Origin of the sequence: Rahnella woolbedingensis, assembly GCF_003602095.1 — a bacterium.
Taxonomy (GTDB): domain Bacteria; phylum Pseudomonadota; class Gammaproteobacteria; order Enterobacterales; family Enterobacteriaceae; genus Rahnella; species Rahnella woolbedingensis.
On sequence record NZ_RAHH01000020.1, the window covers coordinates 17877 to 43191 of the forward strand.

Sequence of the window (25315 nt, forward strand, 5' to 3'; positions counted from 1 at the left end):
TAACAGGGAACGTAAAAGGCCGGGGGGAGTTTTAGCACTCAGCTCCTCCCGGCAAAGCTGCTATTTATCCAGTTGTCCCAGATACACTAACGGAATAGCGGCATACATCGCGGCACAGGTCACAAGATGGTCTTTCCAGGTTTTCTCATTAGGCGCATGGGCTTCCGGCTCTTTACCCGGCCCGAACCCAATCACAGGAATACCGTGGCGCCCCATAATGGATACGCCGTTGGTGGAGAACGTCCATTTGTCCACCGTCGGCATTTTATTGAATAAGCCTTCGTACGCCTGAGTCAGCGTATTGACGGTGATATGGTCAGATTCCACTTTCCAGGTAGGGAAATAGCATTCTGTCGGATATACCAGACCGGTGTAGGCCGGACGGTCGTAGTGATACATGGTCACTTCTGCTTTCGCTGCTTTTACCGCAGGGAGTGCACGAATTTCTTCCAGCGCCCCTTCCCACGTTTCGCCCCACGTCAGGCGGCGGTCGATAGACACCGCGCAGCTGTCGGCGACGGCACAGCGGCTTGGTGAGGTGAAGAAAATCTCAGAAACAGTGAGCGTACCTTTGCCAAGGAATTCATCATTACCCAGATGTTGCCCGAGTGTTTGTAACTCGCCAAGAATTGGGCCCATTTTGAAAATGGCGTTATCTCCGCGCTCAGGTGCAGAGCCATGACAACTGACCCCTTGTACATCCACGCGGATTTCCATGCGCCCGCGCTGACCGCGATAAATCTGGCAATCTGTCGGTTCGGTACTGACCACAAATTCAGGGCGAATATTTGACTGTTCAATGATGTACTGCCAGCACAACCCGTCGCAGTCTTCTTCCTGAACGGTGCCGGTGACCAGCAAGGTATATTGATCTTCCAGACCTAAATCTTTGATTATTTTACCGGCATACACCATGGATGCCATGCCGCCTTCCTGATCTGACGAACCGCGCCCGCCGATGATTTCATCGTTTTCCATGCCTTCATACGGATCAAAGGTCCAGTTTTTCAGGTTGCCGATACCAACCGTATCGATATGTGCGTCCATACCAATCAGATGCGGACCGTGGCCGATATAGCCAAGGATATTGCCCATCGGATCAATTTCTACTTTGTCGAACCCGACTTTTAGCATCTCTTCTTTAATGCGCAGAACGACTTTTCGCTCATCACAACTTTCGCTTGGGATGGCGATCATGTCGCGTAAAAACCGGGTCATATCAGCTTTATAGTGCTGTGCTTTTTCAACAATTTGTTCAAAAGGGACATGCTTGGTCATTGTGGTTTCTCCTGAAATAGATGATTTTCTGCGCCTGGCAACCTCATGTTGTCAGACGTGGAACCCGGTTATTCGGCCATGGGATAGCGGCCTTCCCACACTACTTCGCGGTAGTGTTTTACGTCCGTGTCCCCTTCCGTGCTGAGTAAAAGCACCACGGAATCGGCGTTTAATTTTAATTTCTGCATCAGTTCTTCACGCTGCGGGTGATAGTGCACCGCTGCCAGAACGCCCAATCCCACTGCGCCTGACTCGCCCGAGATAATGCGCGGGTCGTTACCCAGCGGATTGCCCAGAACGCGCATTCCCAGCGCCGCGACTTTGTCCTGACAGGAGATAAACTGATGAACGCAGTCACGCAGCAGCGGCCAGCCCAGCGGATTGGGTTCACCGCAGGCCAGACCGGCCATGATGGTCGCCATGGTTCCGCCGACGTTTACCGCTTCCCCTTTTATGCCGGAGCGATAAAGGCAATCTGCCAGTTCAGGCTCAACCAGAACTGAATGCAGTGTGTTTGCGCCGTAGGCATCCACCAGACATCCGAGCACGCCAGCCGCCATCGCACCCACGCCACACTGAAGAAACACATGCGTGGGTGCACCGCTTCCGGCCTGAGCAATTTGCGAGACAGCTTCATCCGCCATCGTTCCGTAACCCTGCATAATCCACGTCGGAATTTTGGTATAGCCTTCCCACGCGGTGTCCTGAACGATGACCCAACCTTTTTCCTGTGCTTTTTGCATGGTCATGCGCACGGTGTCGTCATAGTTCATGTCAGTGACTTCGCAGACAGCGCCGAGCGTCCGGATATGTTCAACACGTTCCTGCGCTGAACCGCGAGGCATATAGACTACGGCATTCTGACCCAGCTGCTGTGCAGCCCACGCCACGCCACGCCCATGATTGCCGTCAGTGGTAGTGGCAAATGTCATTTTTTGGCCGATGCTGGCTTTGAGCTTTTCAAAGGAACAGTTCGCCAGATCAAGGTCATATTTTTCGCAGAGCAGCCTGACAATGGCGTAAGCGCCACCCAGCATTTTGAAAGCGTTCAGCCCGAACCGCTTCGACTCGTCTTTGATAAGAATGCTGCGCACGCCGATAAGATTGGCCAGCGCCGATAACTGGTACAGCGGCGTAGGCTCGTACCCTTTAAGCTGCGAATGAAAAGCCCGCGCCTTTCGGGATTCGCTGAGCGAGAACACCGCCGATGTTTTACCGGTATAAAAGCGGTTATCAGCGATATCCATTTTTAGTGAAAACTGAGACATAATTTCCCTCGGTAAAGAGTGGCAGCCCTGTTAACTTCTGGGCTGCCCGTGAGTTACCCACCTGGAAGGCACTGCCTGCGGGCAGTGGAGAACACGCTATTTAATGCGTTTCTCGCCCTCTTTTTGCAGCTGTTCCAGCACTGCGCCGGGGTTACTGAATTTGCGGGCCAGGATCATGGCTGCGATGATGTAAGGCTTCCAGCTGGCTTCTTTATAAGTAGCAATGCGATATTTTTCGAACACGGCCTCTGCTACTTCGCCCTCTTTGCAAGAAACACCAGAGATATCAGCAGGCAAACAGTGCATGTACAGCGCCTCGCCGCCTTTGGTTTTCTTCATCATGGCTTCGTCGCAGTGCCAGTCTTTGTGCAGGGCATTTTGTGCAAGACACTCTTTTTCCAGTGCTTTTAGTCCTTCATGATCTTCCGCACGCAGCAACTCAGTGCGTTTTTCCATGACTTTGTAAGGTGCCCAGGATTTCGGATAAACAATGTCAGCGCCTTCAAAGGCTTCGGCCATTGAGTTCACTTGTATAAAGCTACCCCCGGAATTTTTCGCGTTTTTGCGGGCAATCTCTACCACTTCGGGGATCAGGTCGTAACCTTCGGGATGCGCCAGGGTGACGTCCATACCAAAGCGCGTCATCAGGCCGATGATGCCCTGCGGGACTGAGAGCGGTTTGCCGTAACTCGGGGAATAGGCCCAGGTCATGGCGATTTTTTTACCCTTGAGCTTATCAAGTCCACCGAAGTGTTCTTCCAGCCACGCAAGATCCGCCATCGCCTGAGTAGGATGATCGATATCGCATTGCAGATTGATTAACGCCGGACGTTGCGGCAGAACGCCTTGTTCAAAACCTTCATCCAGCGCAGCGCCCACTTCACGCATGTACGCGTTCCCTGAGCCGAGGAACATATCGTCACGAATACCGATGGCATCGGCGCAGAAAGAGATCATATTGGCGGTTTCACGCACGGTTTCACCGTGCGCAATTTGCGATTTCCCTTCGTCCAGATCCTGTTGTGCCAGCCCGAGCAGGTTCAGCGCAGACGCATAGGAGAAACGGGTGCGGGTCGAATTATCCCGGAAAACCGAAATACCCAGACCGCTGCCAAACACTTTTGTGACGATATTTTCTCCGCGCAGACATTTAAGCACCTGAGCAATATCCAACACCTGCTGTAATTCATCGCGGCTTTGTTCCCAGGTGAGCAGAAAATCTTTGCGGTGCAAATCAGACTTCAGTCCTTTAATGGTTTTGATCAACTCATTTGTGGTCTTCATTTATCTATCCTTCGGGTTAAACAGGTCGATTACTGGTTTGCCATTACGTGTTCAAATCACGAGTTAATAAATTAAATACAATAACCGTGCCAACCCTTTAATTTCTGCGTAATTTTGACGTGGAAAACGCAACGGTTTGCGAGATGCTTCGCAAAATCAGAAAAGTATCAACAGGAAAAATGATTGAAATTTTTTTACCGTGGTTAAATAACCGGAGAATAAAGAAAAAATGAGGTTGGGAAAATGAGCGGTAAAACAAAACCGCAGCCCGGACACCAATTTGATAGCTGGCTCTTCTCATTTTATCAATCTGAGAATACGCACTCTGTTCTGCGACATCGCATCCGTAAAATCTGCAACCACACAGTGTTAAATTGAATGGATCGTTTACATAAGGAACCCATAATGGAAACAACAGCGACCGCTTCTGTATTAATGGAAATCCAGCCCACCATTTTAAAATTCACCAAAATGCTGGCAAGTGTGTTGCATCTTGAGGTGGAAATTGTTGATGCGACGCTAACACGTATCGCCGGTACAGGTCCTTTTGATAACAATCTGGGAGAATGTCTCAATACCAATTCACACCTTCTTCGCTATGTTATCGATAATAAAAAAGAAAAAATGGTGATTCAGTTTCATAACGACCCGTTATGTTCTAAATGTGACTCACGGAACAACTGCACTGAAAAAGCTTTCTTGGGTGTACCTATTATTATTAATGATAATTGCATTGGTGTTATCAGCCTTGTGGCCGTTAATTTTGAGCAACAACTGGTAATTAAAAAAAATGTTCAGATGCTGTGTGATTACATTCGTCATATTTCTGCTATTTTTGTCGAAAAAATAGTGGAAATCCCTGACAGTAAAATAGTAAGCAACCGATTTTTTAATACCCTGATTGAAAATATGGATCAAGGGGTAATCATGCTTAACAAAGATGATGTCGTGATGCTAAGTAATCACGCTGCACAAAAAATGCTTGGGGTAACAGAGCATAATATTTCCAGTCTCTCTCTGAAAATTTCACCCCTGACACCCAAAGAAGGTTTTGACCGCGGCTTTGATCAATATTTGGTTATTTTTCAGGATCAAAAAATATTGCTCACTGGTCAGTTACACCCTGTTGAGGATCACCGTCTTTTTCTGATGGCATTTCATCAGTCTCATGGAAAGGATATCGATCCCTTGAATGCCGATGCGCCGGACATCCATCAATTAATTGGCAACTCAAAACCCATGCGCACATTAAAACAGCTGATTAGCCGGATTGCGCCTGGCCAATCAAGCGTACTGATTGCAGGAGAAAGTGGTACCGGTAAAGAAGTGGTCGCACGCGCAATTCACGGATTAAGCAAACGCCGGGCGCAATCTTTTATCGCCATCAACTGCGCAGCCATCCCCGAACAGTTACTGGAAAGCGAGTTGTTCGGTTACGTCAAAGGCGCGTTTACTGGCGCATCTGCACAAGGCAAAGTCGGTCTGTTGCAGGCAGCGAATGGCGGCACGTTGTTCCTTGATGAAATTGGTGATATGCCGATGATGCTACAGGCTAAATTATTGCGCGTTATTGAGTCTCGCGAAGTGACGCCGATTGGCGCCAGTAAGCCGATGCCGCTGGATATCCGTATCGTTTCTGCCACCAATCAGAACCTGCAAAACTACATTGCCCAGGGTAAATTTCGCGAAGATTTGTATTACCGGTTAAACGTCATCCCGGTGAATCTGGTCCCCCTGCGTGAACGTAAAAATGACATCGAATTACTGATGCACTTTTTCCTTAATCTGCACAGCATCCGCATGGATTACAGTTATCCGGGCATGACCCAGGAGGTTATAGAAATACTTAACGCATATCAGTGGCCGGGGAATGTACGTGAACTCAGTAACCTGATGGAATATCTGGTGAATATTGTGCCCAGCGGGGAAGTCATCGAGCGTGATTTACTGCCTCCGCACCTGTTTTCAATACCAATCAAACCCCGCCGGCAGGATCCTGTTACAGAACTGACTGACGATTTAAACAAGGCAATCGCAGGACAAAGTAATCTGGAAGTCATGGAGAAACAGTTAATTGAAGAAGCAATGCAACGCCACCGGAACAAAAAACTGGCCGCAGAAGAGCTGGGGATTGGTGTGGCGACGCTGTATCGCAAAATTAAAAAATACGAATTACACGATTGCTGATGAACCCTCAACTGTGCTGAGGGATGCGTACCGGGCGGGCTAATCGCTGATAGTCATCCGGCGTGTCGATATCCCAGTGAATCGCCTGCTCATTCAGTTCGAGAAAACGGTGATCCTCGTTCTGAATGATATTTTTCATGGAGAACTGCGGGGAAGAACTTTTGACCTTACTGATCAGGCTGGCCGGTAACAATATCGGGTGCCCCTTCCCCTGAAAACAACGCGGTATCAGGGTAAATTCGCCACGTTCCTGCCATAGGGCGGAGTAGATCCACGAGGAAATACAAGGCATGTCTCCCAGCGCCATAAATGTATGCTCACCCTCAACATGATGAGCACCCGCCTGAATCGAAGAAAACATGCCATCGCGATAATTCGGGTTATCCACCAGAAAAATGCGCTCATCATACTGGTATCTCGCTCTGAGTTCTGCGCCGCGAAAACCGGTCACCAGTACGACGCGGTGGCAGAAACCCAGAGCATTTTCAATTGACGTATCCAGCAGCGTACTCCCGCCAAAGGGTAACATCATTTTCCAGCTTCCCATTCGCGAGGAAAGCCCCGCGGCCAGCATCAGACAATCAACCTTCTGCATGTCTGCTCCTTTTTGTGTTGCTGATAAAATCTGCGGAACCCGCTCAGGGAGGGTTCCGCAAAATATTTAGACCCTTTCAGCGTGCTTTCAGTACGGCTTTAATGGATCTAATGATGGGCTGATAACCCGTGCAACGGCAAAGATTCCCCTCCAGCGCTTCATTAATTTCGTCATCACTGGGATCCGGGCGGACATCCAGTAATGCTTTCGTACTGAGTAATACGCCAGGGGTACAAAATCCGCACTGCACACCGCCATGCTGAATAAAGGCGTTTTGCAGTTTTTTACCGACGGGATCACGGTGCAGTGCTTCAATGGTGGTAATTTCTGCACCCTCACACTGCGCCGCCAGCAGCAGGCAGGAACAGACGGATTTACCGTCCATAATTACGGTACAGGCGCCGCATTCACCGACCGCGCAACCCTCTTTGGTCCCGGTCAGATTAAGGTCTTCACGAAGAAAATCCAGCAAACGACGATTACCATCGACATTTGACTGCACGGTAATTCCATTCACTTTCAGCGTAATATTGCTCATTGATTCGCTCCTCCATGATTCGCATCGCGAACATCATTCATCATTTGCCGGAACATATTCAGGAACACCGGCATTTTATAGGCGGCGGACCAGCGTCCTCCAATCGCATGCTCCATTTTTGCCATCAGCACGTCTTCTGCGCAGCGCAACCGTGGCTCGTCAAGAACGTGGCCCAGCAAGACTTCCTCCACTTCTGTCAGGCGCTGAGGTTTGCTAAATAATGCGCCATCGACCAGACGACAATGTTGCACCTCACCACGGCTATTAAGTGAAATCTGGCAGGTCAGGCTTTGGCGGGTGATGTTCAGCGCATTACGGCGGCCCAGCTGGCTATAGTGGTTTTGTACTTTGAGGACAGGTGGTGCGGGCAGGATCAGTTTCACCATCAGTTCGTCGTTGGCCAGCTGCGTTTTGTAACCCGCCGTGATGAATTCACTTAACGGGATACGGCGCTCGCCGCGCAGGCTTTGCAGCACAACATCTGCATCGTAGATGATCAACGGCGGTACGGAATCCGCACAAGGTGCGGCATTAATGATATTACCGCCGAGCGTGGCGCGGTTTCTCAGTTGCAGGGATCCGATGGTTTTACACGCCGTCACCAGTAACGGATAAGCATGTTGAATCTGCGGATGGGCAACCAGATCGGTGAAACACACACCCGCGCCCAGATGCATTCCATCCTGACACAGGTCGATGCCTTTGAGCGCGGTGAGGCGGGAAATATCCACCAACGCTTGCGGCGACGTGGTCATTCTTGCCTGCACCAGAACGTCGGTTCCGCCCGCAATAGCCATGGTGTCCGGACTGGCCAGCAGAGTCAGCGCGTCCGCCAGCGTTTTTGGCGTCCTCACGCTCAGGGTGTTGAGCCGCAGGACTTGTTTACCGCTTTCCCCGCCGGACATGACTTCGCTCTGACGCAACGGCTTTTTGAGGTTATAACCCAGCTTGACCTGTTCCAGCGTCAGCGGGATACGACTATTGTGGCCACCAAGCGCAAAATTCAGGGCGTTGTTCGACGCGGCCGCCGCCAGTTCGAGCACCGGTTCGCCGATAACTTTCGCACCATAAGGGCCGTTAACGTCATGATTTTCCACTGCTATAATGTCGATTTCAGGCATGTCGCGGATGGTCGGGATCAGATAGGTGTCAAAGTTTTCAGATTTGACGTGTCCGTGTTCGATGTTGAAATCCTCCAGCAAGGCGTAGCCCAGTCCCTGCATCACGCCGCCGTAGACCTGCCCTTCGAATCCCACTTTATTAATGACTTTGCCGACATCATGCGCGGCGGTAACCCGGTTGACGGTGATTTTCCCGGTGTTGGTATCTACCTGTAATTCGACCACCTGACAACCATAAACCCAGGTGAAATACGGGCTTCCGCAGCCTTTTTCTTCATCCCAGTGAATTGGCGGTGCGACATGCCAGCCGTAATCGGAAAGATTACCGCCTGCGTTATGGGTCAATCTCACCGCCTCTTTCAGGCTGACGCTAAAATGCGCATGCTGGAGGTGGGTAATGTTGCCATCGCGCCAGACTGTTTCTTGTAAATCGCGGGTATGCAGCAGGTGTTCCGTCGCGTCCAGAATGCGCTGACGAATTTTGGTTGCGGCGTTGAGAACTGCTTGCCCTCCCATCAGCGTTCCGCGTGATGATACCGTTGAACCCCCGTCGGCAATCATCGACGAGGCCGGTTCGTTGAAGGTAATGGCGGACAATGGTGCGCCGAAAGCCTCGGCAACAATCAGTGACATGCTGGTTTGCAGCCCCTGACCGTTTTCTGAAACGGAGGTAGAAAGGTTAATACTGGCATCACCATTAACCTGGATCAGCGCCGATGAGGCGTCCATTCCCTCAGCCCCCAGCGAACACCCACGATGGCTGACGGCCAGCCCGATGCCATAACGCACCGGGCCACCGGCGTCATTGAGTTTCTGAAAATGTGCCCGGCGTGCATCAAACTCCGCTTTCGCGGTGGCTTTAAGCAGCACTTCCTCAGCCGACACCACATGTTTGTCGAAAACCTGACCGGCCATGCTGGTATCACCCTGGCGCAAAATATTACGCTGACGGATTTCCACCGGAGAGATTTTGAAATGACGGGCGACTTCATCCATCAGTGATTCATTGGCAAATATGACCTGCGGCGCGCCAAATCCGCGGAAGGCAGAGGTATAACTGTTGTTGGTGGCAATAGCGGCAATATCGATACGCACGTTGGGAATGTTATAAGGACCGGCAGCCTGAACCACACTGCGCCAGGTCACAAACGGAGAGGATGCGCCATAGCCACCGCTGTCCGCCAAAATATCTACCTTTATCGCCTGAATACGAGCGTTATCGTCCAGACCGATTTTGTATTTCATCCGGTACGGATGGCGTTTACAGCTTTCACGGATTGACTGCTCGCGGTTGTAAGTGAATTTCACCGGCAGACCGGTCAGCAACGCCAGCAATCCGGCGCGGCATGACAGGTGGTCAATCACATCATCCTTACCGCCGAACGAGCCCCCCAGCACGCAGCGTTTCACATTGACGCGTGACTGAGGAAGATTCAGGAAAGTCGATACGAAACCCCGCACGCGGTGCGCGTTCTGAATGGAACCCTGAATGATAATGCCCGGTTCACTCGGGTCGGGATAAACAATGACGGATTCGGGTTCAATGTACGCATGTTCCTGATAGCCGACCTCATATTCCTGTTCGAAAATGTGTGTCGAGTGGGCAAAACCGGTATCAATATCGCCTTTCACCGTGTGGTGTTTACAGACCACGTTGCTGTCGGTGTCGCTGTGCACCAAACGCGCGCCGGGCATGGCGGCTTCCGCCATATCCGTCAGGGGTTCATAAGCCTGATATTCAACAATGATTTTTTCTGAGGCCAGACAGGCTGCTTCATAACTGGTGGCGGCGATCACCGCAATGACGTCTCCGCGAAAGAAAACCTCGTCGTTGACGATGGGCAGATAGTCCTGAATAACAATACCGATTTTAGGCGTGCCCGGAATATCTTTGTACGTGGCGATTTTGACCACACCGGGGACTTTCTCCGCCTGAGAAAGATCCAGACGGGTGATTTTTCCTGCGGGGATATCGGCATAACGGCAAACACCATAGAGCATGTTTTTCATTTTGATGTCGTCGCCGTAAATCGCTGAACCCGTCACTTTACCGTGACCGTCAACGCGGGGAACTGATGAACCTACCGTGGTTGTTTCCATTGTGCTCTCCATTGTGGAAATGCAGACAAATTGCATCCGGCATTGAAAAATGTTTCAACGCGATACCCACACCATTGCAAGGGATATGCCATCCGCGACCATTTGTCTTTGCCCTCCTGAATGGCGTTTAAAATTTGTGATCCCGGTGCAGAAAATGCCTGGTTTGCCCTGTTTTACCGGTCGCGCTTTGTGAAGGAAATTATCAGGTTGATAGCATCACGCGTCAGAATGATAAAAACCACAGAGAGAGAAAGGAATAACATGACCGGTGAACCCGCAACACGTCCATAAATGTGATCCTCCCCGCGAAAACAGATACCTGATCCCTTTATTCTTCTGAAAAGGACGCCATGTGCACACTAATTGCATTGTGTGGCACCACCACCCGATTGCCCGACAGGGAGAGTTTATGAACCGATTCGTTATTGCAGATGCCGGGGCTTGTATTGGCTGCCGGGCCTGCGAAGTGGCCTGTGTGCTTTCCCATAACGCACAGCGGTATCCATCACGAGAAGCTTTTTTACCCCGTATTCAGGTGATAAAGCAGGATGAAATTCAGAGCGCCGTTCTGTGCAGACATTGTGAAGATGCGCCCTGCCTGCGAGTCTGCCCGACGGCGGCGCTGGTGCGCAGTGATGACAGTGTGCAGGTCATCGAAGAATTGTGTATTGGCTGTAAAACCTGTGTGGTCGCCTGTCCATTTGGTGCGATCACGGTCGTTCGTCACGCTGACAGTCAGCCGGGAACCGGGTGGCCACCCGCGGCGACCGCACATAAATGCGATTTATGTCTCGGCGACCCCAAGGGTCAGGCTTGCGTGAATGCCTGCCCGACACAGGCTCTTCATTTAATCACCTCTGGTCATCTCGAGCGCTACCGCGCAGAAAAACAACGCCGCAGCGCACTCGCGGATGGCACACATCGCCCTGCTCCACGTCCGCCGGTTAAGCATGCATTACTGACCGGGGCGCTCAATCCTCCGCGTCTCGATGCCACCAAAAAACCCCTGGATGAACGCAAAAGCACGTTCAACGAAATCTATCAGGGATTCAGTCCCGTTCAGGTTGAACAGCAGGCTGACCGCTGCATACGTTGCAGCGAAAAACCTTTCTGCGCCTGGACATGCCCGCTGCATAACGATATTCCTGAATTACTTTCCCTGGCAAAACAGGGAAGGATCCTAGAAGCGGTTGAGCTTTCTCACCGCACCAGCAGTCTGCCGGAGGTGTGCGGCCGCGTGTGCCCGCAGGACAGATTGTGTGAAGGTGCCTGCACGCTGGAAAAACAGGGTTCAGTGAGCGTAGGTAACATTGAGCGCTATATTACGGATGCCGCTTTGGCGCTGGGCTGGAAGCCCGATCTTTCTGCGGTAATACCACGCGGCTATCGTGTCGCTATCGTCGGAGCCGGTCCCGCCGGGCTGGCCTGTGCTGATGTACTGGCCCGTCAGGGTGTAAAAGCAGTGGTTTACGACCGTCATCCGGAGATTGGCGGCTTGCTGACTTTCGGTATTCCTGCCTTCAAACTTGATAAAAGCGTGCTGGCCAGGCGCCGTGAAATCTTTACTGAAATGGGCATCGAATTTCGCCTGAACGTTGAAATCGGTGCTGACCTGAGCGCTGAACAATTACTGGAAGAATTTGACGCTGTATTTCTTGGCGTCGGGACCTATCAGTCATTGAAAGCCGGGCTGGAAAACGAAGACGCTCCTGGTGTTTACAGCGCCCTGCCGTTTTTGATCGCTAACGCCAAACATCTGATGGGTCTGCCGGAATTATCTCTCGAACCTTACGTCAGCATGTCCGGTAAACGTGTGGTGGTACTGGGCGGCGGCGATACCGCCATGGATTGCCTGCGCACATCAGTGCGTCAGAATGCCAAAAGCGTTATTTGCGCTTACCGTCGCGACGAGAAAAATATGCCGGGCTCGAAAAAGGAAGTGAAGAACTCGCGCGAAGAAGGCGCAGAATTTATGTTCAACGTCCAGCCCGTCAGTATAGAACTGACAGAAGAAGGCCATGTGTGCGGTATCCGGTTGATCCGTACCGCGCTCGGCGAGCCGGATGCCAGCGGAAGACGACGGCCAAAACCGATTACCGGCTCTGAATTCCTGCTTGAAGCCGACGCAATCATTATGGCCTTTGGCTTCCAGCCTCACGCTATGCCATGGCTGGATAAACTCGCCGTTGAGCGCGATAACTGGGGATTACTTAACGCGCCCGCCCGCAGCCGTTTCCCTTACCAGACCAGTCATCCGCACATTTTCGCCGGAGGTGATGCGGTACGCGGTGCGGATCTGGTGGTCACCGCAATTGACGATGGACGCCAGGCTGCGATCAGCATCATTCACTATCTGGACAGCCTCTCACCAGCGGCCGCAACGTCGCAACCACAGGGAGTGACCGCATTATGAGCCATCATTTTATTCACGCTGACCCCGAAAAGTGTATCAGTTGCCGCACCTGCGAAATTGCCTGCGCACTGGCGCACATTGATGGCGCCCATCCCACCCTGAACGGCAGTAATTTTTCACCCCGTTTGCAGGTGGTGAAAACCCCGAAAGTCAGCGTACCGGTAATGTGCCGCCAGTGCGACGATGCGCCCTGCGCCAGAGTGTGCCCGCACGATGCGATTGTTCAGGGCAAGCACGGCCTCGATGTGATTCAGTCCCGCTGTATCGGCTGCAAAAGTTGTGTGGTGGCTTGTCCGTTTGGGGCAATAAACGTGGTAGTGCACGAACCCGCTGACACCGGACATCAGGCAATGCCGGACTGCGAAACCCACAAGTGCGATTTATGCAGCCATCTCTCCGGCGGACCTGCCTGTATTGCGGTATGCCCGACAGCGGCGTTACGGCTGGTCACCGGGGCTGATTTAGAAAAGCAAATCCATGAAAAGCGCCTGCGTACGGCGCGTGAAGATGCGGCAATCCGTCATTTTTGACCCGAACATTCAGGGAGTACTGAAATGGAAAAGATTTTAACGGTTTGCCCTTACTGCGGCTCGGGTTGCAAACTGAATCTGCTGGTGGAAGACGGCAAAGTGACGGGTGCTGAAGGCGCAGATGGCGTCACCAATCAGGGGCAGTTGTGTCTGAAAGGATATTACGGCTGGGATTTCCTCAATGATACGGGCTTGTTAACACCGCGGCTTACTCACCCGATGATCCGCCGGGAACGTGGCGGCCCCCTTGAAAAAGTCACCTGGCAGGAAGCCATCGCCTACACCGCATCACGGCTGGCAGACATTAAGGATAAATACGGTGCCAGCGCCATTATGACTACCGGCTCTTCACGCGGAACCGGTAATGAAACCAACTATGTGATGCAAAAATTCACCCGGGCGGTTCTGGGCAGCAACAATGTGGATTGTTGCGCGCGGGTGTGTCACGGCCCTTCGGTCGCCGGTTTACAGGCGACACTCGGCAACGGCGCGATGAGTAATTCGATCACTGAGATAGAAAACAGCGATTGTCTGCTGATCATCGGTTATAACGCGGCGGATTCCCATCCCATCGTGGCGCGTCGGATCCTGAAAGCCAAACAGCGTGGTGCGAAAGTAATCGTCTGCGACCCGCGTTACATTGAGTCTGCCCGTCTGGCTGACCTCTGGTTACCGCTGCGCAATGGCAGCAACATGGCGCTGGTCAACGCCTTTGCTAACGTGCTGATTGAGGAGGATTTATATGACAAAACCTTTGTTGCGCAGCACACCGAAGGCTTTGAAGAATTCAGACAGGTTGTAGCAAAATATACGCCTGAATTTGTCGCTGATATTACCGGGCTTGCGCCACAACTGATCCGTGATGCCATCCGGATGTATGCAAACGGCAAAAAAGCATCGCTGCTGTGGGGAATGGGCGTCACCCAATGGGGACAGGGTGTGGAGGTGGTTAAAGGGCTGGCCGGGCTGGCATTACTGACCGGTAATCTGGGCCGTCCTGACGTGGGCGTAGGCCCGGTCCGCGGCCAGAATAATGTTCAGGGTGCCTGTGATATGGGTGCCCTGCCCAATACCTACCCCGGCTATCAGTCTGTCACCGACAAGGCCGTGCTGAAAAAATTCGCCAAAGCCTGGGGCGTGAAATCCCTGTCCGATCAAGTGGGCTATGGGATCACAGACATATCGCATAAAGCCCTGAGCGGGGAGATCAAAGCCTATTACGTGATGGGTGAAGATCCGTTGCAAACGGAACCTGATTTATCGCAAATGCGCCAGGCATTTGATGCTCTGGATCTGGTGATCGTACAGGATATTTTCATGACCAAAACCGCCGCCCGGGCTGACGTCATTTTACCGTCAACATCCTGGGGTGAGCATGAGGGAATTTACACCTGCGCCGACCGAGGTTTTCAGCACTTTAATAAAGCCATCGAACCCAAAGGAGACGTCAAAACTGACTGGCAAATTATCAGTCTGATTGCCAGTGAAATGGGTTATCCGATGAAGTATGAAAATACGCAGGAAATCTGGGACGAACTGCGCGCACTCTGCCCGCTCTATGCCGGTGTGACCTATGAAAAACTTGCCGGTCTGGGATATGTGCAATGGCCATGCCCGGAAGAAAGCCATCCGGGCACGCCTTATCTTTACGAAGGAAATCATTTTTCCCGTCCCAATGGTAAGGGATTACTGGTCGCCAGTGAGTGGATCCCGCCACGTGAAGCCGTCAGTCCGGCATTCCCGCTGGTGCTCTGCACCGTTCGCGAAGTGGGTCATTACAGCTGCCGCTCAATGACCGGAAATTGTACCGCGCTGCAAACGCTGGCCGACGAACCGGGCTATGTACAAATTCATCCTCAGGATGCCGAAAATGCCGGAATTGAAGATAATCAGCTGGTGTGGATCAGCTCCCCACGCGGGCGTGTCGTCAGCCGGGCCAGTGTAAGTGAGCGAACCAACGCAGGCGCGATTTATATGACTTATCAGTGGTGGATTGGTGCCTGCAATGAACTGACACTGGACCATCTGGATCCCACATCAAAAACTCCGGAATACAAACATTGTTCAGCAAATATTACGGCGATTGCGGATCAGAAAGCCGCCGAAAGTGACGTTCAGCGTCGGTATCAGGCACTCAAAAACGACCTCAAAAGTGCAGCGGGTCTTATCGGATAGGGATTATTTAAATCCTTCCAAATACTGCGAAAAAGCCTCCCGTTGCGGAGGCTTCTTTTTAACTCCATCACATTTAATTCATGCAAACGGATCAACTGGTACATAACAGCACGAAATGTTCACTCCTTATTTAACAAGGGCTGCGAGCCCGTTTTGCCCAAAACACCCTCACAAACTCTCCTGAAAATTAGTTTCCATAGGCAACCGTCACTTCTTCACGCTTGTTAATTGAATTAACATCTGGGAAACAAAATTCAATACCCGCTTCATCTGCATGACGTTAAGAAACACATCAAGTGTTCAGCAGATAACGCAGTTGAGTTTTAAATCCATTGATTTAAATCAATTATTTTATATGTCTTTTTTATGCAATGTTTTGCTACTGCTACAAGGGATGAGTCTATGTCTGTTAAAAAACACACGGCACATGCTGCAATTTGTGTCTCTGCTTTACTGTTTTCCGCCACCTCCGCTTTCGCGGCCGGCCATCCTCAGCTCGATAACGCGCAGGCTGCAAAAGTGATCGACAGTGTTAAAACCACTCTGGCTGAACAGCACAGCACCGGTTGCGTTGCCGTTGTTGATGCATCTGGTTCGTTACTGGCATTCCAGCGTCTGGATGGTTCCCCTGCCGGATGCGTCGATGCATCCATTGGCAAAGCGCGCACTTCTGCGCTTTATCACGCCCCTTCGCTGAAATTCATGCAACGCCTGCAGGGCGGAGAAACCACCGTGCTGGCAATCCCGCACGCGGTGGCATTGGGTGGCGGCTTCCCGCTGACCCTTGAGGGTGAAGTGGTCGGTGCCGTCGGTGTCAGCACACCGAAGCAGGACATCGATAATCAGTCATCAGAAAAATCGGCCAGCGTCCTGAAATAACAGGCACTTTTAATCACTCCTTCTTGTTGACGGCCACGCCCGTGGCCGTTTTATACGGAACATTTACGGACTTTCAGCATGATCAATCTCTCTCGTCGCCGGTGGATACTCGGCACTGCGGGCGTCATGGTTGCGGGTATCGGTAGCCAGATGCTCGGCGGTGGCGTTTTTGCCACCCTCGCCCATGCCGCGCCTCCGCTGGCTTCTGCTGTGACAATGCCAGACAATTTTATGGCGCTTTCTAAGCAGCTGACCGGTATGGATGCGCTCGAACCGCACCTCGGACAGGCGCTCTACAGCTGGCTGCATCAGTCACAAAATAACGTACAAAATGCACAACTCGACACGCAGCTGAATGCCCTTTCGGCGCTCATCACTACGCACAGCAATGTTGTCTGTGATGATTTGCATCAGTTGCTCGCCGCCCAACCGGCAGAAATGGCGCAGCTTTATCAGCAGCTGGTCAGCGGCTGGTATCTCGGCGTGGTCGGTCAGCCCGGCGGCCAGAAATGTATCGGATTCGAAAATATCGTCAGCTATCAGTTGCTGAAAAATAACCTGCTGCCGCCAAGTTATGCGCCGGGTGAACCGAATTTCTGGGTCAACAAGCCTGCTGCGCCGCAACAAAATTCCACGGAGGTGATTGCTCATGGCTGATGCACTGAATGCAGATGTCGTTGTTATTGGTGCCGGCATCGCCGGATCGCTCGCTGCGCTGAAAATGGCGAAAGCTGGCGTTTCCGTTCTGATGCTCGATTCAGGGCCGGTCATCAAACGTGATGAAGCGGTCGAACTGTTCCGTCAGTCACCGCTGAAGGGCGATTTCACCGAGCCGTATCCGGCAAAACCCTGGGCGCCGCAACCGAAATTTCAGCCAAAAGATAACAACTATCTGATCCAGAAAGGCCCGGATCTGTACGCTGCGCAATATCTGCGTGGCGTCGGCGGCACGACCTGGCACTGGGCGGGACAGGCGTTCCGTTTGTTACCAAACGACATGAAGATCAAAACGCTGTATGGCGTCGGTCGCGACTGGCCAATCAGTTATGAAGAGCTGGAGCCGTATTACACCGAAGCGGAAATTCAGATGGGTGTTTCAGGTGACGATGCGCTTGACTCGCCGCGCTCCCGGCCTTATCCGCTGCCGGGTATCCCGCTGCCTTACGGGTTCGACCGCATCAGCAAACGCATCGCCAAACTCGGTTACATACTGGGTATCGGCCCGCAGGCGCGTAACAGTATTCCTTACGACGGCCGCCCTGCCTGCTGTGGCAACAACAACTGTATGCCGGTCTGCCCGATTGATGCGCAGTATCACGGCGGGATTTCCGCGCGAAAAGCGATTGAAGCCGGTGTGCGCGTCATTGCCAATGCCGTGGTGTACAAAATCGAAGCCAATGACAGCGGCGAAATCGTGGCCGTACATTATCTTGATGCCGGTAAAGTGGCGCACAAAGTCACTGGCAAACGCTTCGTGCTGACCGCCAACGGCATCGAAAGCCCGAAACTGCTGCTGATGTCCACCAGCGACAAATACCCGGACGGCATCGCCAACAGCTCCGGCATGGTGGGTCGCAACCTGATGGATCACCCTGGCACTTCCGTGGAATTTTACGCCGATGAGCCGGTATATTTCGGCCGCGGCCCGATGCGTCCGGGCAGTATTAATAACCTGCGTGATGGCGATTTCCGTCGTGACCGTTCTGCACTGCGTATCGACGTCGCCAACACCTCGCCAGTGCGTTATCTAACCGAGCGCCTGGTGCGTCAGGGTTATTACGGCAAAGCGCTGAACGACAAACTGACCTATCAGTCAGAGCGTTTCATTCAGTTGAAATGCCTGCTGGAGATGCTGCCGGAACCTGAAAACCGCGTGGTACTGAGCAAGACCGAGAAGGACGAATGGGGGATCCCGCGCCTCGAAGTGCATTACAAATTCCCGGACTACGTTCACCGCGGTTACGACCAGTCGATGCTCGACTTCCAGAAAATCGTCAAAGAAATGGGCGGCACCGAAGTGGTGTACAGCAAGCGTGGCGTTTACGACAACAATCAGCACATCACCGGCACCATGATCATGGGCAGCGACCCGAAAGATTCGGTGGTGGACGGAAATTGCCGCACGCATGACCACCCGAACCTGTTTATCGCCGGTACTGGCATTATGCCTTCCGCTTCGACGGTGAACTCCACGTTGTCCGGAACCGCGCTGGCATTACGTATGGCTGACGCGGTGCTGAAAAGCCTGGCCTGATTGATTTTCTGAGGATTGAGCAATGAAAATGAAATTCGTGCTGGCGGCACTGCCATTAATGGCAGCGGCCAGCGCCTGGGCTGATGATGCAGCAGGCAACGCGGACATGATTAAGCGCGGTGAATATCTGGCCATAGCCGGTGACTGCACCGCCTGCCACACCGCACCGGGCGCGGATAAAACCGCAAAATTTGGCGGCGGTTATCCGCTGGCATCCCCTTTCGGGGTGATTTATGGCACCAATATTTCCTCTGATAAGGAATTTGGTATCGGCAGCTGGAGTGACGATGAATTCGTCCGCGCGGTGCGTGAAGGCGTCGGTAAAGACGGGCAACAGCTGTATCCGGCAATGCCTTACGACTCTTTCACGAAAATGAAACGCGAAGACGTTCTGGCGATCAAAGCCTATCTGATGTCACAGCCGGCGGTACATTCCGCCGGGCCGCAAACGGATTTGTCCTTCCCGTTTAATCAGCGCTGGGGCATGCGCGTGTGGAAGATGTTTAACTTCGACAAAGGCGAGCTGAAAAACGATCCGTCCAAATCAGCGGACTGGAACCGTGGCGCGTATCTGGTGGAGGCGCTGGAACACTGCGGCACCTGCCATACGCCGCGCACGCTGACCATGGGCATGAACACCGACAAAGCGTTTTCCGGCGGTGATTTAGGGTCATGGGTCGCGTTTAACATCACGCCGGATAAAAACGCCGGGATTGGTACCTGGTCGCAGCAGGATCTGGTGACTTACCTGAAAACCGGTTTCGTGGCGGGCAAAGCGTCGGCTTCCGGCGCGATGTCTGAAGCCATTGAGCACAGCCTGCAACATTTGTCAGACAATGACCTGAATGCGATTGCCACGTATATCCGCTCGGTTCCGGCTACCGGCGATGACAAGCAAACCAAGCCGCGTGATGATTGGGGTCAGAAGAATCAGGACGTTTATCCGCTTCGCGCCGCAGGTCAGACAATCAGTCAGTCAGCCGCCGCGCTGTTTAATGCCAGCTGCGCAGCCTGTCACGGGAAAGGCGGTGGAGGCAGCGGCGAAGGATTCCATGCGTATCCGTCGCTGTTCAGCCACACCAGCACCGGTTCTTACGACAGCCGTAATCAGGTTTCGGTTATCCTTAACGGCGTACAGCGTCACATGGAGAAAGGCGAAATCATGATGCCGTCGTTTGCCAATCAGCTGAATGACGAGCAAATTGCGACGCTGAGTAATTATGTCAGCAGGCAGTTCGGCAATCCGGCAGCGGCAACCGTCACCGCCAAAGACGTCGCCAAAATGCGTAAAGCGGCTGACCTGACATCTCCACCTAAAATCGAAGAAGGCACGCAGAAGTAATTTTTTGTCGTACAACAGCCAAAAGGAGCCGCTGAGGCTCCTTTTGGCGTTTATAGAAATCGTATTTGATGAGCGTTATAGCTTATGAGAATGCCGTCTGGCACCGAGCGTCGAGAGTGTCAGTATTGAGCTGGCCACCACGCGGTTTTTCCCCTGCCGTTTCGCCTCATACAAAGACAGATCGGCCAGTTTAAGCGACTTGCGGATAATCATTCCCGGCAAATACAGTGAAACTCCCAGTGACACCGTCACTTTAAGTTCCCTGCCATCCTCCAGAATGATCACGCAGTTTTCGACTTCCTGACGGATGCGCTCCGCTATTGCCAGCAGCGTCGAAGGATCATACGTGGAGGTCATGACCAGAAACTCCTCGCCGCCGTAGCGCCCGGCGAAGTCTTCATTGCGCGTCAGATGGCGTAGTAAACGTCCTACTTCAATTAATACCCGATCACCGGCCAGATGCCCGAGGGTATCATTCACCCGTTTGAAGTTATCGATATCGAGCAGAATTAAGCCGCAGGCTTCACGCTGTATTTGCCGCTGCGCCAGCCAGTAATCAATGCTGGCGCGGTTATTAATTTGCGTCAGTTCATCGGTCGCGGCTTTCACGCGAATGGTGAACACTTTGCTCATGTAGATTTCTTTATAATTCAGTGCGTGATAACAGAGGATCATACATAACGCAGCAATGACCTGATAAAAAATCAGTTCCGTCCACGGCACCTGAATACCATGTAATCCTGAAATCAGCGCCAGACGGAAAATACCGACCAGCACAATAGTGATGTAAAGTTCACGGTGTTTACGGCGCTGCCAGACACGGAATAAAAACAGAGTGCCGAGGATTATCGCCATAAAGAGGTTATTGAGCGTGAACATGCCGCTGAAGAAAAATGCCACCCCATAACTGCATAACCCGCTGAGCCAGCCGCCAAAAAAAGTCACTAAAATCATCGGCAACATTTCAAAGCTGAAAGACAGGTTGTCCGTCAGCGCCAGCTGGTTGCCACGCAGATACAGTGCGGTGATCCCCGCGACCAGCCCGAATGCCACCCGTTTCCAGTGCGAGCCTTTGAAGGTGAAGGGTTCACTGCGGCTGAGGACAAAAAAGCTGATAGAAAGCGTGGCGTATGTAACACAAATATCCGCATACGGGCTGGTCAGCGAAAATATATCCGGCATAGTTAAATGCGTCCTCTCACGCTATTCCCTGTCAGTTTACGGGCATTAACTTAAATATAGATGATGAATGCCTTCATCGTATCCGTATGTGAAATAACCGGCGGCACATCACATTGCTCCCGATTACAATAAACCGAGTTTACGCAGGAAAGTGTCAGTGAGTCTTGATTTATGTCTACAAGGACTGAGTCAGACAGGCGTAGGCTATGACTTTTCCGGTGACGGAACATCGGGTTATTATCAATTCTTCTCACCAGGTGGTTTACGCTCTATGAATATATCAGGAAGTCGCCGCATCAGACTGTTCAGTGCTCTGACCGACGCCTGTTTTCGTGAAAAATATACCTTTCAACGTTTACTCAAAGACGCCATTGCCGGCGTAACCGTCGGAATTATCGCTATCCCTCTCGCCATGGCGCTGGCCATTGGCAGCGGTGTTCCGCCGCAGTACGGGCTTTATACCTCTGCGGTTGCCGGCATTATCATCGCCATTTTCGGCGGTTCTCGTTTCAGCGTATCTGGGCCGACCGCAGCCTTTGTGGTGATCCTCTATCCGGTTTCGCAGCAATTTGGATTATCCGGCCTATTACTGGCGACACTGATGTCCGGCTTTATGTTGCTGCTGATGGGACTGGCGCGTTTTGGCAGGCTGATTGAATACATTCCGCTGCCGGTCACGCTCGGTTTTACCTCCGGTATTGCGATTACTATCGGAACGATGCAGTTTAAAGACTTCTTTGGTCTGTCGATGGCAACGGTTCCCGAACATTATCTGAGTAAAGTGGCTGCGCTGGCGATGGCATTGCCAACGCTGGATATCGGTGATGCGGCGATTGGCATTGTGACGCTCGGTGTCTTAATCCTCTGGCCAAAACTGGGGCTGCGCATTCCCGGACATCTTCCGGCACTGCTGGCCGGTTGTGCGGTTATGGCGATTTTCATGCAGGCCGGACATCCGGTCGCCACCATCGGTTCACGTTTTCATTTCCTGTTACCGGATGGTTCGCAGGGCAATGGCATTCCGCCTATTTTGCCGCAGTTCGCCCTGCCGTGGACTCAGCCCGACGGCAGCGGTCTGAGCTGGTCACTGGTGCAGGCGCTGCTCCCTGCGGCATTTTCCATGGCGATGCTCGGCGCGATTGAATCATTATTGTGCGCTGTGGTGCTCGATGGCATGACCGGCAAGAAACACCATTCGGACAATGAGCTGATCGGTCAGGGTATTGGCAATATGGTCAGTCCGTTCTTTGGCGGCATTACGGCCACGGCGGCGATTGCCCGTTCGGCTGCTAACGTCCGTGCAGGCGCGACCTCGCCGGTGTCTGCGGTCATTCACTCGCTGCTGGTGATCCTCGCCCTGCTTATTCTTGCGCCCTGGCTTTCATGGTTGCCGCTGGCGGCGATGGCGGCGCTGCTCCTGATGGTGGCGTGGAATATGAGCGAAGCGCATAAAGTTGTGGATATCCTGCGCCGCGCGCCGAAAGACGACATTCTGGTGATGCTGACCTGCATGAGCCTGACGGTGTTGTTTGATATGGTGATCGCCATTACCGCCGGTATCGTGATGGCGTCATTACTGTTTATGCGCCGGATAGCGAAACTGACGCGGCTGACGGAAGTTTCCGGCGAAACGGCGGAAGACACGCTGGTTCTGCGCGTTAACGGCCCGCTGTTCTTTGCGGCTGCTGAGCGTCTTTTCAGTGAATTACAGGAGCGCAGTTCCGGCAAGAAAGTGATTGTTCTGCTGTGGGATCGCGTGGCAGTACTCGATGCCGGTGGCGTTAACGCCTTACAGCATTATATCGACGCCTTACCGGAAGGAACGGAACTGCGGATTGCAGAAATCCCCTTCCAGCCCCTGAAAACGATGGCCCGCGCCAGAATGCATCCGGTCGAGGGAAAGCTGAGTTTCTACAGTTCTTTGCAGGATGCGCTTCTCAATCACCATTAACCCAAAAAGGCGACCCGAAGGTCGCCTTTGTTTTATCTGGTTGAGACAGATTATTTGCTGGTATCGAGCGCCGGGAAGCTTTTCACCAGATCGTCGATGGCTTTCATCTGCATCAGGAATGGTTCCAGTTTGTCCAGCGGCAAGGCTGAAGGACCGTCGCATTTCGCGTGAGCCGGATCTTCGTGCGCTTCGATGAACAGGCCTGCAATACCGACCGCCATACCGGCGCGAGCCAGTTCAGCCACCTGAGCGCGACGACCGCCGGAAGCAGCACCGAACGGGTCACGGGTTTGCAGCGCGTGAGTCACGTCGAAAATGACAGGATGACCGCCAGTGGCGTTGATCATCACGTTCATGCCCAGCATGTCGACAACCAGGTTGTCGTAACCGAAGTTACTGCCGCGATCGCAAAGAATAACCTGATCGTTGCCGCCTTCTTTGAATTTATCGACGATGTTGCCCATCTGGCCAGGGCTGACGAATTGTGGTTTTTTCACGTTAATGACAGCGCCGGTTTTCGCCATGGCTTCAACCAGATCCGTCTGACGCGCCAGGAATGCTGGCAGCTGGATCACGTCAACCACTTCAGAAACAGGCTGTGCCTGCCAGGATTCGTGAACGTCGGTGATGATTTTTACACCGAAAGATTTTTTCAGTTCCTGGAAGATTTTCATACCTTCATCCAGGCCCGGACCGCGGTAAGAATGAATAGACGAGCGGTTGGCTTTATCGAAAGACGCTTTGAACACGTAAGGGATACCGAGTTTCTGAGTCACGGTGACGTAATGTTCACAAACGCGCATCGCCATCTCACGCGATTCCAGCACGTTCATCCCGCCGAACAACACAAACGGCAGATCGTTGGCGACTTTGATGTCCTGAATGCTAACCACTTTATGTTTCATACTTTGGCCTTTTAGTAAAAAATCCTTCATCTGAAGGTGCCGCAAACGGCTGTTTTATCAACATTAGTCAGATGGAACGAGAGGTAATTATAAATTAATGGAGCGTCACTTGCTTGTGCTCAATCGAGTGGATCTGCATTTTAATCACTTCTGAAATCGGGTCTTCCGGGCACTGCTCAACAAAATAGTTCAGATCGTTGATCGCCACATGATCACATTCCAGCTGGGCGTAAATCAGCCCGCGGTCACGGATTTCATACGGGTCTTCCGGGTCGAACTGCAAAACCGTTTCACTGGCGCGCAGGGCCAGTTCAAACTGTTTTTCTTCCATCAGCGCGGCTTTCAGGGTATCGAGCATTTTACGCACGATCAGCGTGTTTTCCGCTTCCTCGAGATCGTCATCTTCGATTACTGCCATCACGCCCAGATTGCCTTTCAGCCACACATTGAGCATGTGCTCATTGAGCGTGTCGCCGTTGATAGGATTGAGCAACCACATCTCTTCATCAAGCCAGTCGGCGCGCAAGATAAGTTGTGTCGGGAAAATCACCGGCATCAGCGGCAGGTCGAGTTCATGCGCAATGTGCAGGAAAATCACGCCCAGCGAAACCGGGGTGCCCTGGCGGGATGACAACACTTTGTCTATCCAGATAGCGTCGGAGAGGCGATAAACGCCACCAGCGCCACCAAAACCCCAGGTACGGTAAAACAGTTCAATCAACACTTCGAGCTGCTGATCCTGATCAAGATCGACAGGAACGACGCTGCGCGCCTCATCGACCAGCAATTGTAGCTGGCGGCGAACGTCGTCCGCATTGAAATCTAAACGCACGGATTCTGTTACTTTGATCACCCCGGCACTGAGCCGGGCGGTGTTAAATTCAAAATCAGCAAGGGTACTCATAGTTATCCCATTAGCAGCGGTATTTTCGTCAGCGCCAGTTTAAGAATCACATACAGGCAAGCAAGCGCCAGAATAAAGGCCAGCCAGCGGGTTTTCTGACTCACTGGTCGCTTGCTCAGGGCTACAAAACCCAACGCAATATAGATAATAACGCCAAAAATCTTCTCGGTCAGCCAGGTTCCCTGTGGGCTGAACGGATAAAAGTGTGTGATGAAGATAAGCGAAATACCACTTAATAGCAGTAAAGTATCCACAATATGTGGAACCACCTTCACCCAGCGTTTCTGCATCATAACAGAACCCGCCCATTTCCAAAAAAATCGTAGGACAAACAGCGCAATGCTCAGCGTGATTGTCAGCAAATGCAGATTTTTAATCCAGACATACGCCATTGCCTGTTTTCCCTTTT

18 protein-coding genes and 1 pseudogene are annotated in these 25315 nt (G+C 52.3%); 9 read left to right on the forward strand and 10 right to left on the reverse strand.

All coding sequences use genetic code 11. The features are described from left to right. Positions 1–60: 60 nt before the first annotated feature. The 3 genes from D6C13_RS16690 to ygeW all read right to left on the reverse strand — a co-directional run bounded on the left by D6C13_RS16690 (position 61) and on the right by ygeW (position 3830). On the reverse strand, positions 61–1278 hold the full coding sequence (locus D6C13_RS16690; RefSeq protein ID WP_120133831.1) for a YgeY family selenium metabolism-linked hydrolase: 1218 nt from the start codon (positions 1276–1278) through the stop codon (positions 61–63). Between the two features lie 68 nt (positions 1279–1346). Next, positions 1347–2546, reverse strand: a complete 1200-nt coding sequence (gene dpaL, locus D6C13_RS16695) for a diaminopropionate ammonia-lyase (protein WP_120133832.1) — start codon at positions 2544–2546, stop codon at positions 1347–1349. A 96-nt stretch (positions 2547–2642) separates the two neighbouring features. Next, on the reverse strand, positions 2643–3830 hold the full coding sequence (ygeW, locus tag D6C13_RS16700) for a knotted carbamoyltransferase YgeW (protein WP_120133833.1): 1188 nt from the start codon (positions 3828–3830) through the stop codon (positions 2643–2645). Positions 3831–4235: 405 nt separating this feature from the next. Here ygeW and D6C13_RS16705 point away from each other — a divergent pair, with 405 nt between their 5' ends. Continuing rightward, positions 4236–6017, forward strand: coding sequence for a sigma 54-interacting transcriptional regulator (locus tag D6C13_RS16705; protein WP_120133834.1), 1782 nt, complete (start codon positions 4236–4238; stop codon positions 6015–6017). 127 nt (positions 6018–6144) lie between these two features. Here the strand turns inward: D6C13_RS16705 and D6C13_RS16710 are convergent. The 3 genes and pseudogenes from D6C13_RS16710 to D6C13_RS16720 form a co-directional block, all read right to left on the reverse strand. After that, positions 6145–6612, reverse strand: a pseudogene (locus D6C13_RS16710) (NTP transferase domain-containing protein); the annotation flags it as partial. A 76-nt stretch (positions 6613–6688) separates the two neighbouring features. Further along, positions 6689–7150 carry a (2Fe-2S)-binding protein gene (locus D6C13_RS16715; protein ID WP_120133836.1) on the reverse strand — a complete coding sequence of 154 codons (462 nt, stop codon included), beginning with the start codon at positions 7148–7150 and terminating at the stop codon, positions 6689–6691. Further along, entirely contained in the window at positions 7147–10371 is a 3225-nt protein-coding gene (locus D6C13_RS16720) for a molybdopterin cofactor-binding domain-containing protein (RefSeq protein ID WP_120133837.1), read from the reverse strand. Before D6C13_RS16720 ends, D6C13_RS16715 begins: the two co-directional genes overlap by 4 nt. Before the next feature lie 409 nt (positions 10372–10780). On the opposite strand from D6C13_RS16720, the gene aegA reads away from it, so the two are divergent. The 7 genes from aegA to D6C13_RS16755 all read left to right on the forward strand — a co-directional run bounded on the left by aegA (position 10781) and on the right by D6C13_RS16755 (position 19964). Continuing rightward, complete coding sequence (gene aegA / locus D6C13_RS16725) at positions 10781–12784, forward strand: formate-dependent uric acid utilization protein AegA (RefSeq protein WP_120133838.1); 2004 nt, start codon at positions 10781–10783, stop codon at positions 12782–12784. Then, entirely contained in the window at positions 12781–13314 is a 534-nt protein-coding gene (locus D6C13_RS16730) for a 4Fe-4S dicluster domain-containing protein (RefSeq protein WP_120133839.1), read from the forward strand. The genes aegA and D6C13_RS16730 overlap by 4 nt, the downstream gene beginning before the upstream one ends. 24 nt (positions 13315–13338) lie before the next feature. Next, positions 13339–15489, forward strand: coding sequence for a formate dehydrogenase subunit alpha (gene fdhF / locus D6C13_RS16735; protein WP_120133840.1), 2151 nt, complete (start codon positions 13339–13341; stop codon positions 15487–15489). A gap of 402 nt (positions 15490–15891) precedes the next feature. Continuing rightward, positions 15892–16368, forward strand: coding sequence for a GlcG/HbpS family heme-binding protein (locus tag D6C13_RS16740; RefSeq protein ID WP_120133841.1), 477 nt, complete (start codon positions 15892–15894; stop codon positions 16366–16368). 78 nt (positions 16369–16446) lie between these two features. Continuing rightward, complete coding sequence (locus D6C13_RS16745) at positions 16447–17025, forward strand: sugar dehydrogenase complex small subunit (protein WP_120133842.1); 579 nt, start codon at positions 16447–16449, stop codon at positions 17023–17025. Beyond that, on the forward strand, positions 17018–18622 hold the full coding sequence (locus D6C13_RS16750; protein ID WP_120133843.1) for a GMC family oxidoreductase: 1605 nt from the start codon (positions 17018–17020) through the stop codon (positions 18620–18622). The genes D6C13_RS16745 and D6C13_RS16750 overlap by 8 nt, the downstream gene beginning before the upstream one ends. Positions 18623–18644: 22 nt before the next feature. Then, positions 18645–19964 carry a cytochrome c gene (locus tag D6C13_RS16755; RefSeq protein WP_120133844.1) on the forward strand — a complete coding sequence of 440 codons (1320 nt, stop codon included), beginning with the start codon at positions 18645–18647 and terminating at the stop codon, positions 19962–19964. A gap of 75 nt (positions 19965–20039) precedes the next feature. Here the strand turns inward: D6C13_RS16755 and D6C13_RS16760 are convergent, their stop codons facing one another. After that, positions 20040–21146, reverse strand: coding sequence for a GGDEF domain-containing protein (locus tag D6C13_RS16760; protein ID WP_120133845.1), 1107 nt, complete (start codon positions 21144–21146; stop codon positions 20040–20042). Positions 21147–21417: 271 nt separating this feature from the next. Between D6C13_RS16760 and dauA the strand changes: the two genes are divergently transcribed. Then, positions 21418–23097: a C4-dicarboxylic acid transporter DauA gene (gene dauA, locus D6C13_RS16765; RefSeq protein WP_120133846.1), complete on the forward strand. Its 1680-nt coding sequence runs from the start codon at positions 21418–21420 to the stop codon at positions 23095–23097. 50 nt (positions 23098–23147) lie between these two features. Here the strand turns inward: dauA and kdsA are convergent, their stop codons facing one another. The 3 genes from kdsA to D6C13_RS16780 form a co-directional block, all read right to left on the reverse strand. Then, positions 23148–24002 (reverse strand): 3-deoxy-8-phosphooctulonate synthase, encoded by an 855-nt coding sequence (gene kdsA, locus D6C13_RS16770; RefSeq protein WP_120133847.1) that lies wholly within the window; start codon positions 24000–24002, stop codon positions 23148–23150. A 94-nt stretch (positions 24003–24096) separates the two neighbouring features. Next, complete coding sequence (gene sirB1, locus D6C13_RS16775) at positions 24097–24906, reverse strand: invasion regulator SirB1 (protein ID WP_120133848.1); 810 nt, start codon at positions 24904–24906, stop codon at positions 24097–24099. A 2-nt stretch (positions 24907–24908) separates the two neighbouring features. Next, complete coding sequence (locus D6C13_RS16780) at positions 24909–25298, reverse strand: SirB2 family protein (RefSeq protein ID WP_120133849.1); 390 nt, start codon at positions 25296–25298, stop codon at positions 24909–24911. Positions 25299–25315 lie beyond the last annotated feature (17 nt).

Bases quoted from the DNA above. Each gene is read 5' to 3' on its own strand.
- D6C13_RS16690 (WP_120133831.1), bottom strand. From the start codon at position 1,278: ATGACCAAGCATGTCCCTTTTGAACAAATTGTTGAAAAAGCACAGCAC.
- dpaL (WP_120133832.1), bottom strand. From the start codon at position 2,546: ATGTCTCAGTTTTCACTAAAAATGGATATCGCTGATAACCGCTTTTAT.
- ygeW (WP_120133833.1), bottom strand. From the start codon at position 3,830: ATGAAGACCACAAATGAGTTGATCAAAACCATTAAAGGACTGAAGTCT.
- D6C13_RS16705 (WP_120133834.1), top strand. From the start codon at position 4,236: ATGGAAACAACAGCGACCGCTTCTGTATTAATGGAAATCCAGCCCACC.
- D6C13_RS16715 (WP_120133836.1), bottom strand. From the start codon at position 7,150: ATGAGCAATATTACGCTGAAAGTGAATGGAATTACCGTGCAGTCAAAT.
- D6C13_RS16720 (WP_120133837.1), bottom strand. From the start codon at position 10,371: ATGGAAACAACCACGGTAGGTTCATCAGTTCCCCGCGTTGACGGTCAC.
- aegA (WP_120133838.1), top strand. From the start codon at position 10,781: ATGAACCGATTCGTTATTGCAGATGCCGGGGCTTGTATTGGCTGCCGG.
- D6C13_RS16730 (WP_120133839.1), top strand. From the start codon at position 12,781: ATGAGCCATCATTTTATTCACGCTGACCCCGAAAAGTGTATCAGTTGC.
- fdhF (WP_120133840.1), top strand. From the start codon at position 13,339: ATGGAAAAGATTTTAACGGTTTGCCCTTACTGCGGCTCGGGTTGCAAA.
- D6C13_RS16740 (WP_120133841.1), top strand. From the start codon at position 15,892: ATGTCTGTTAAAAAACACACGGCACATGCTGCAATTTGTGTCTCTGCT.
- D6C13_RS16745 (WP_120133842.1), top strand. From the start codon at position 16,447: ATGATCAATCTCTCTCGTCGCCGGTGGATACTCGGCACTGCGGGCGTC.
- D6C13_RS16750 (WP_120133843.1), top strand. From the start codon at position 17,018: ATGGCTGATGCACTGAATGCAGATGTCGTTGTTATTGGTGCCGGCATC.
- D6C13_RS16755 (WP_120133844.1), top strand. From the start codon at position 18,645: ATGAAAATGAAATTCGTGCTGGCGGCACTGCCATTAATGGCAGCGGCC.
- D6C13_RS16760 (WP_120133845.1), bottom strand. From the start codon at position 21,146: ATGCCGGATATATTTTCGCTGACCAGCCCGTATGCGGATATTTGTGTT.
- dauA (WP_120133846.1), top strand. From the start codon at position 21,418: ATGAATATATCAGGAAGTCGCCGCATCAGACTGTTCAGTGCTCTGACC.
- kdsA (WP_120133847.1), bottom strand. From the start codon at position 24,002: ATGAAACATAAAGTGGTTAGCATTCAGGACATCAAAGTCGCCAACGAT.
- sirB1 (WP_120133848.1), bottom strand. From the start codon at position 24,906: ATGAGTACCCTTGCTGATTTTGAATTTAACACCGCCCGGCTCAGTGCC.
- D6C13_RS16780 (WP_120133849.1), bottom strand. From the start codon at position 25,298: ATGGCGTATGTCTGGATTAAAAATCTGCATTTGCTGACAATCACGCTG.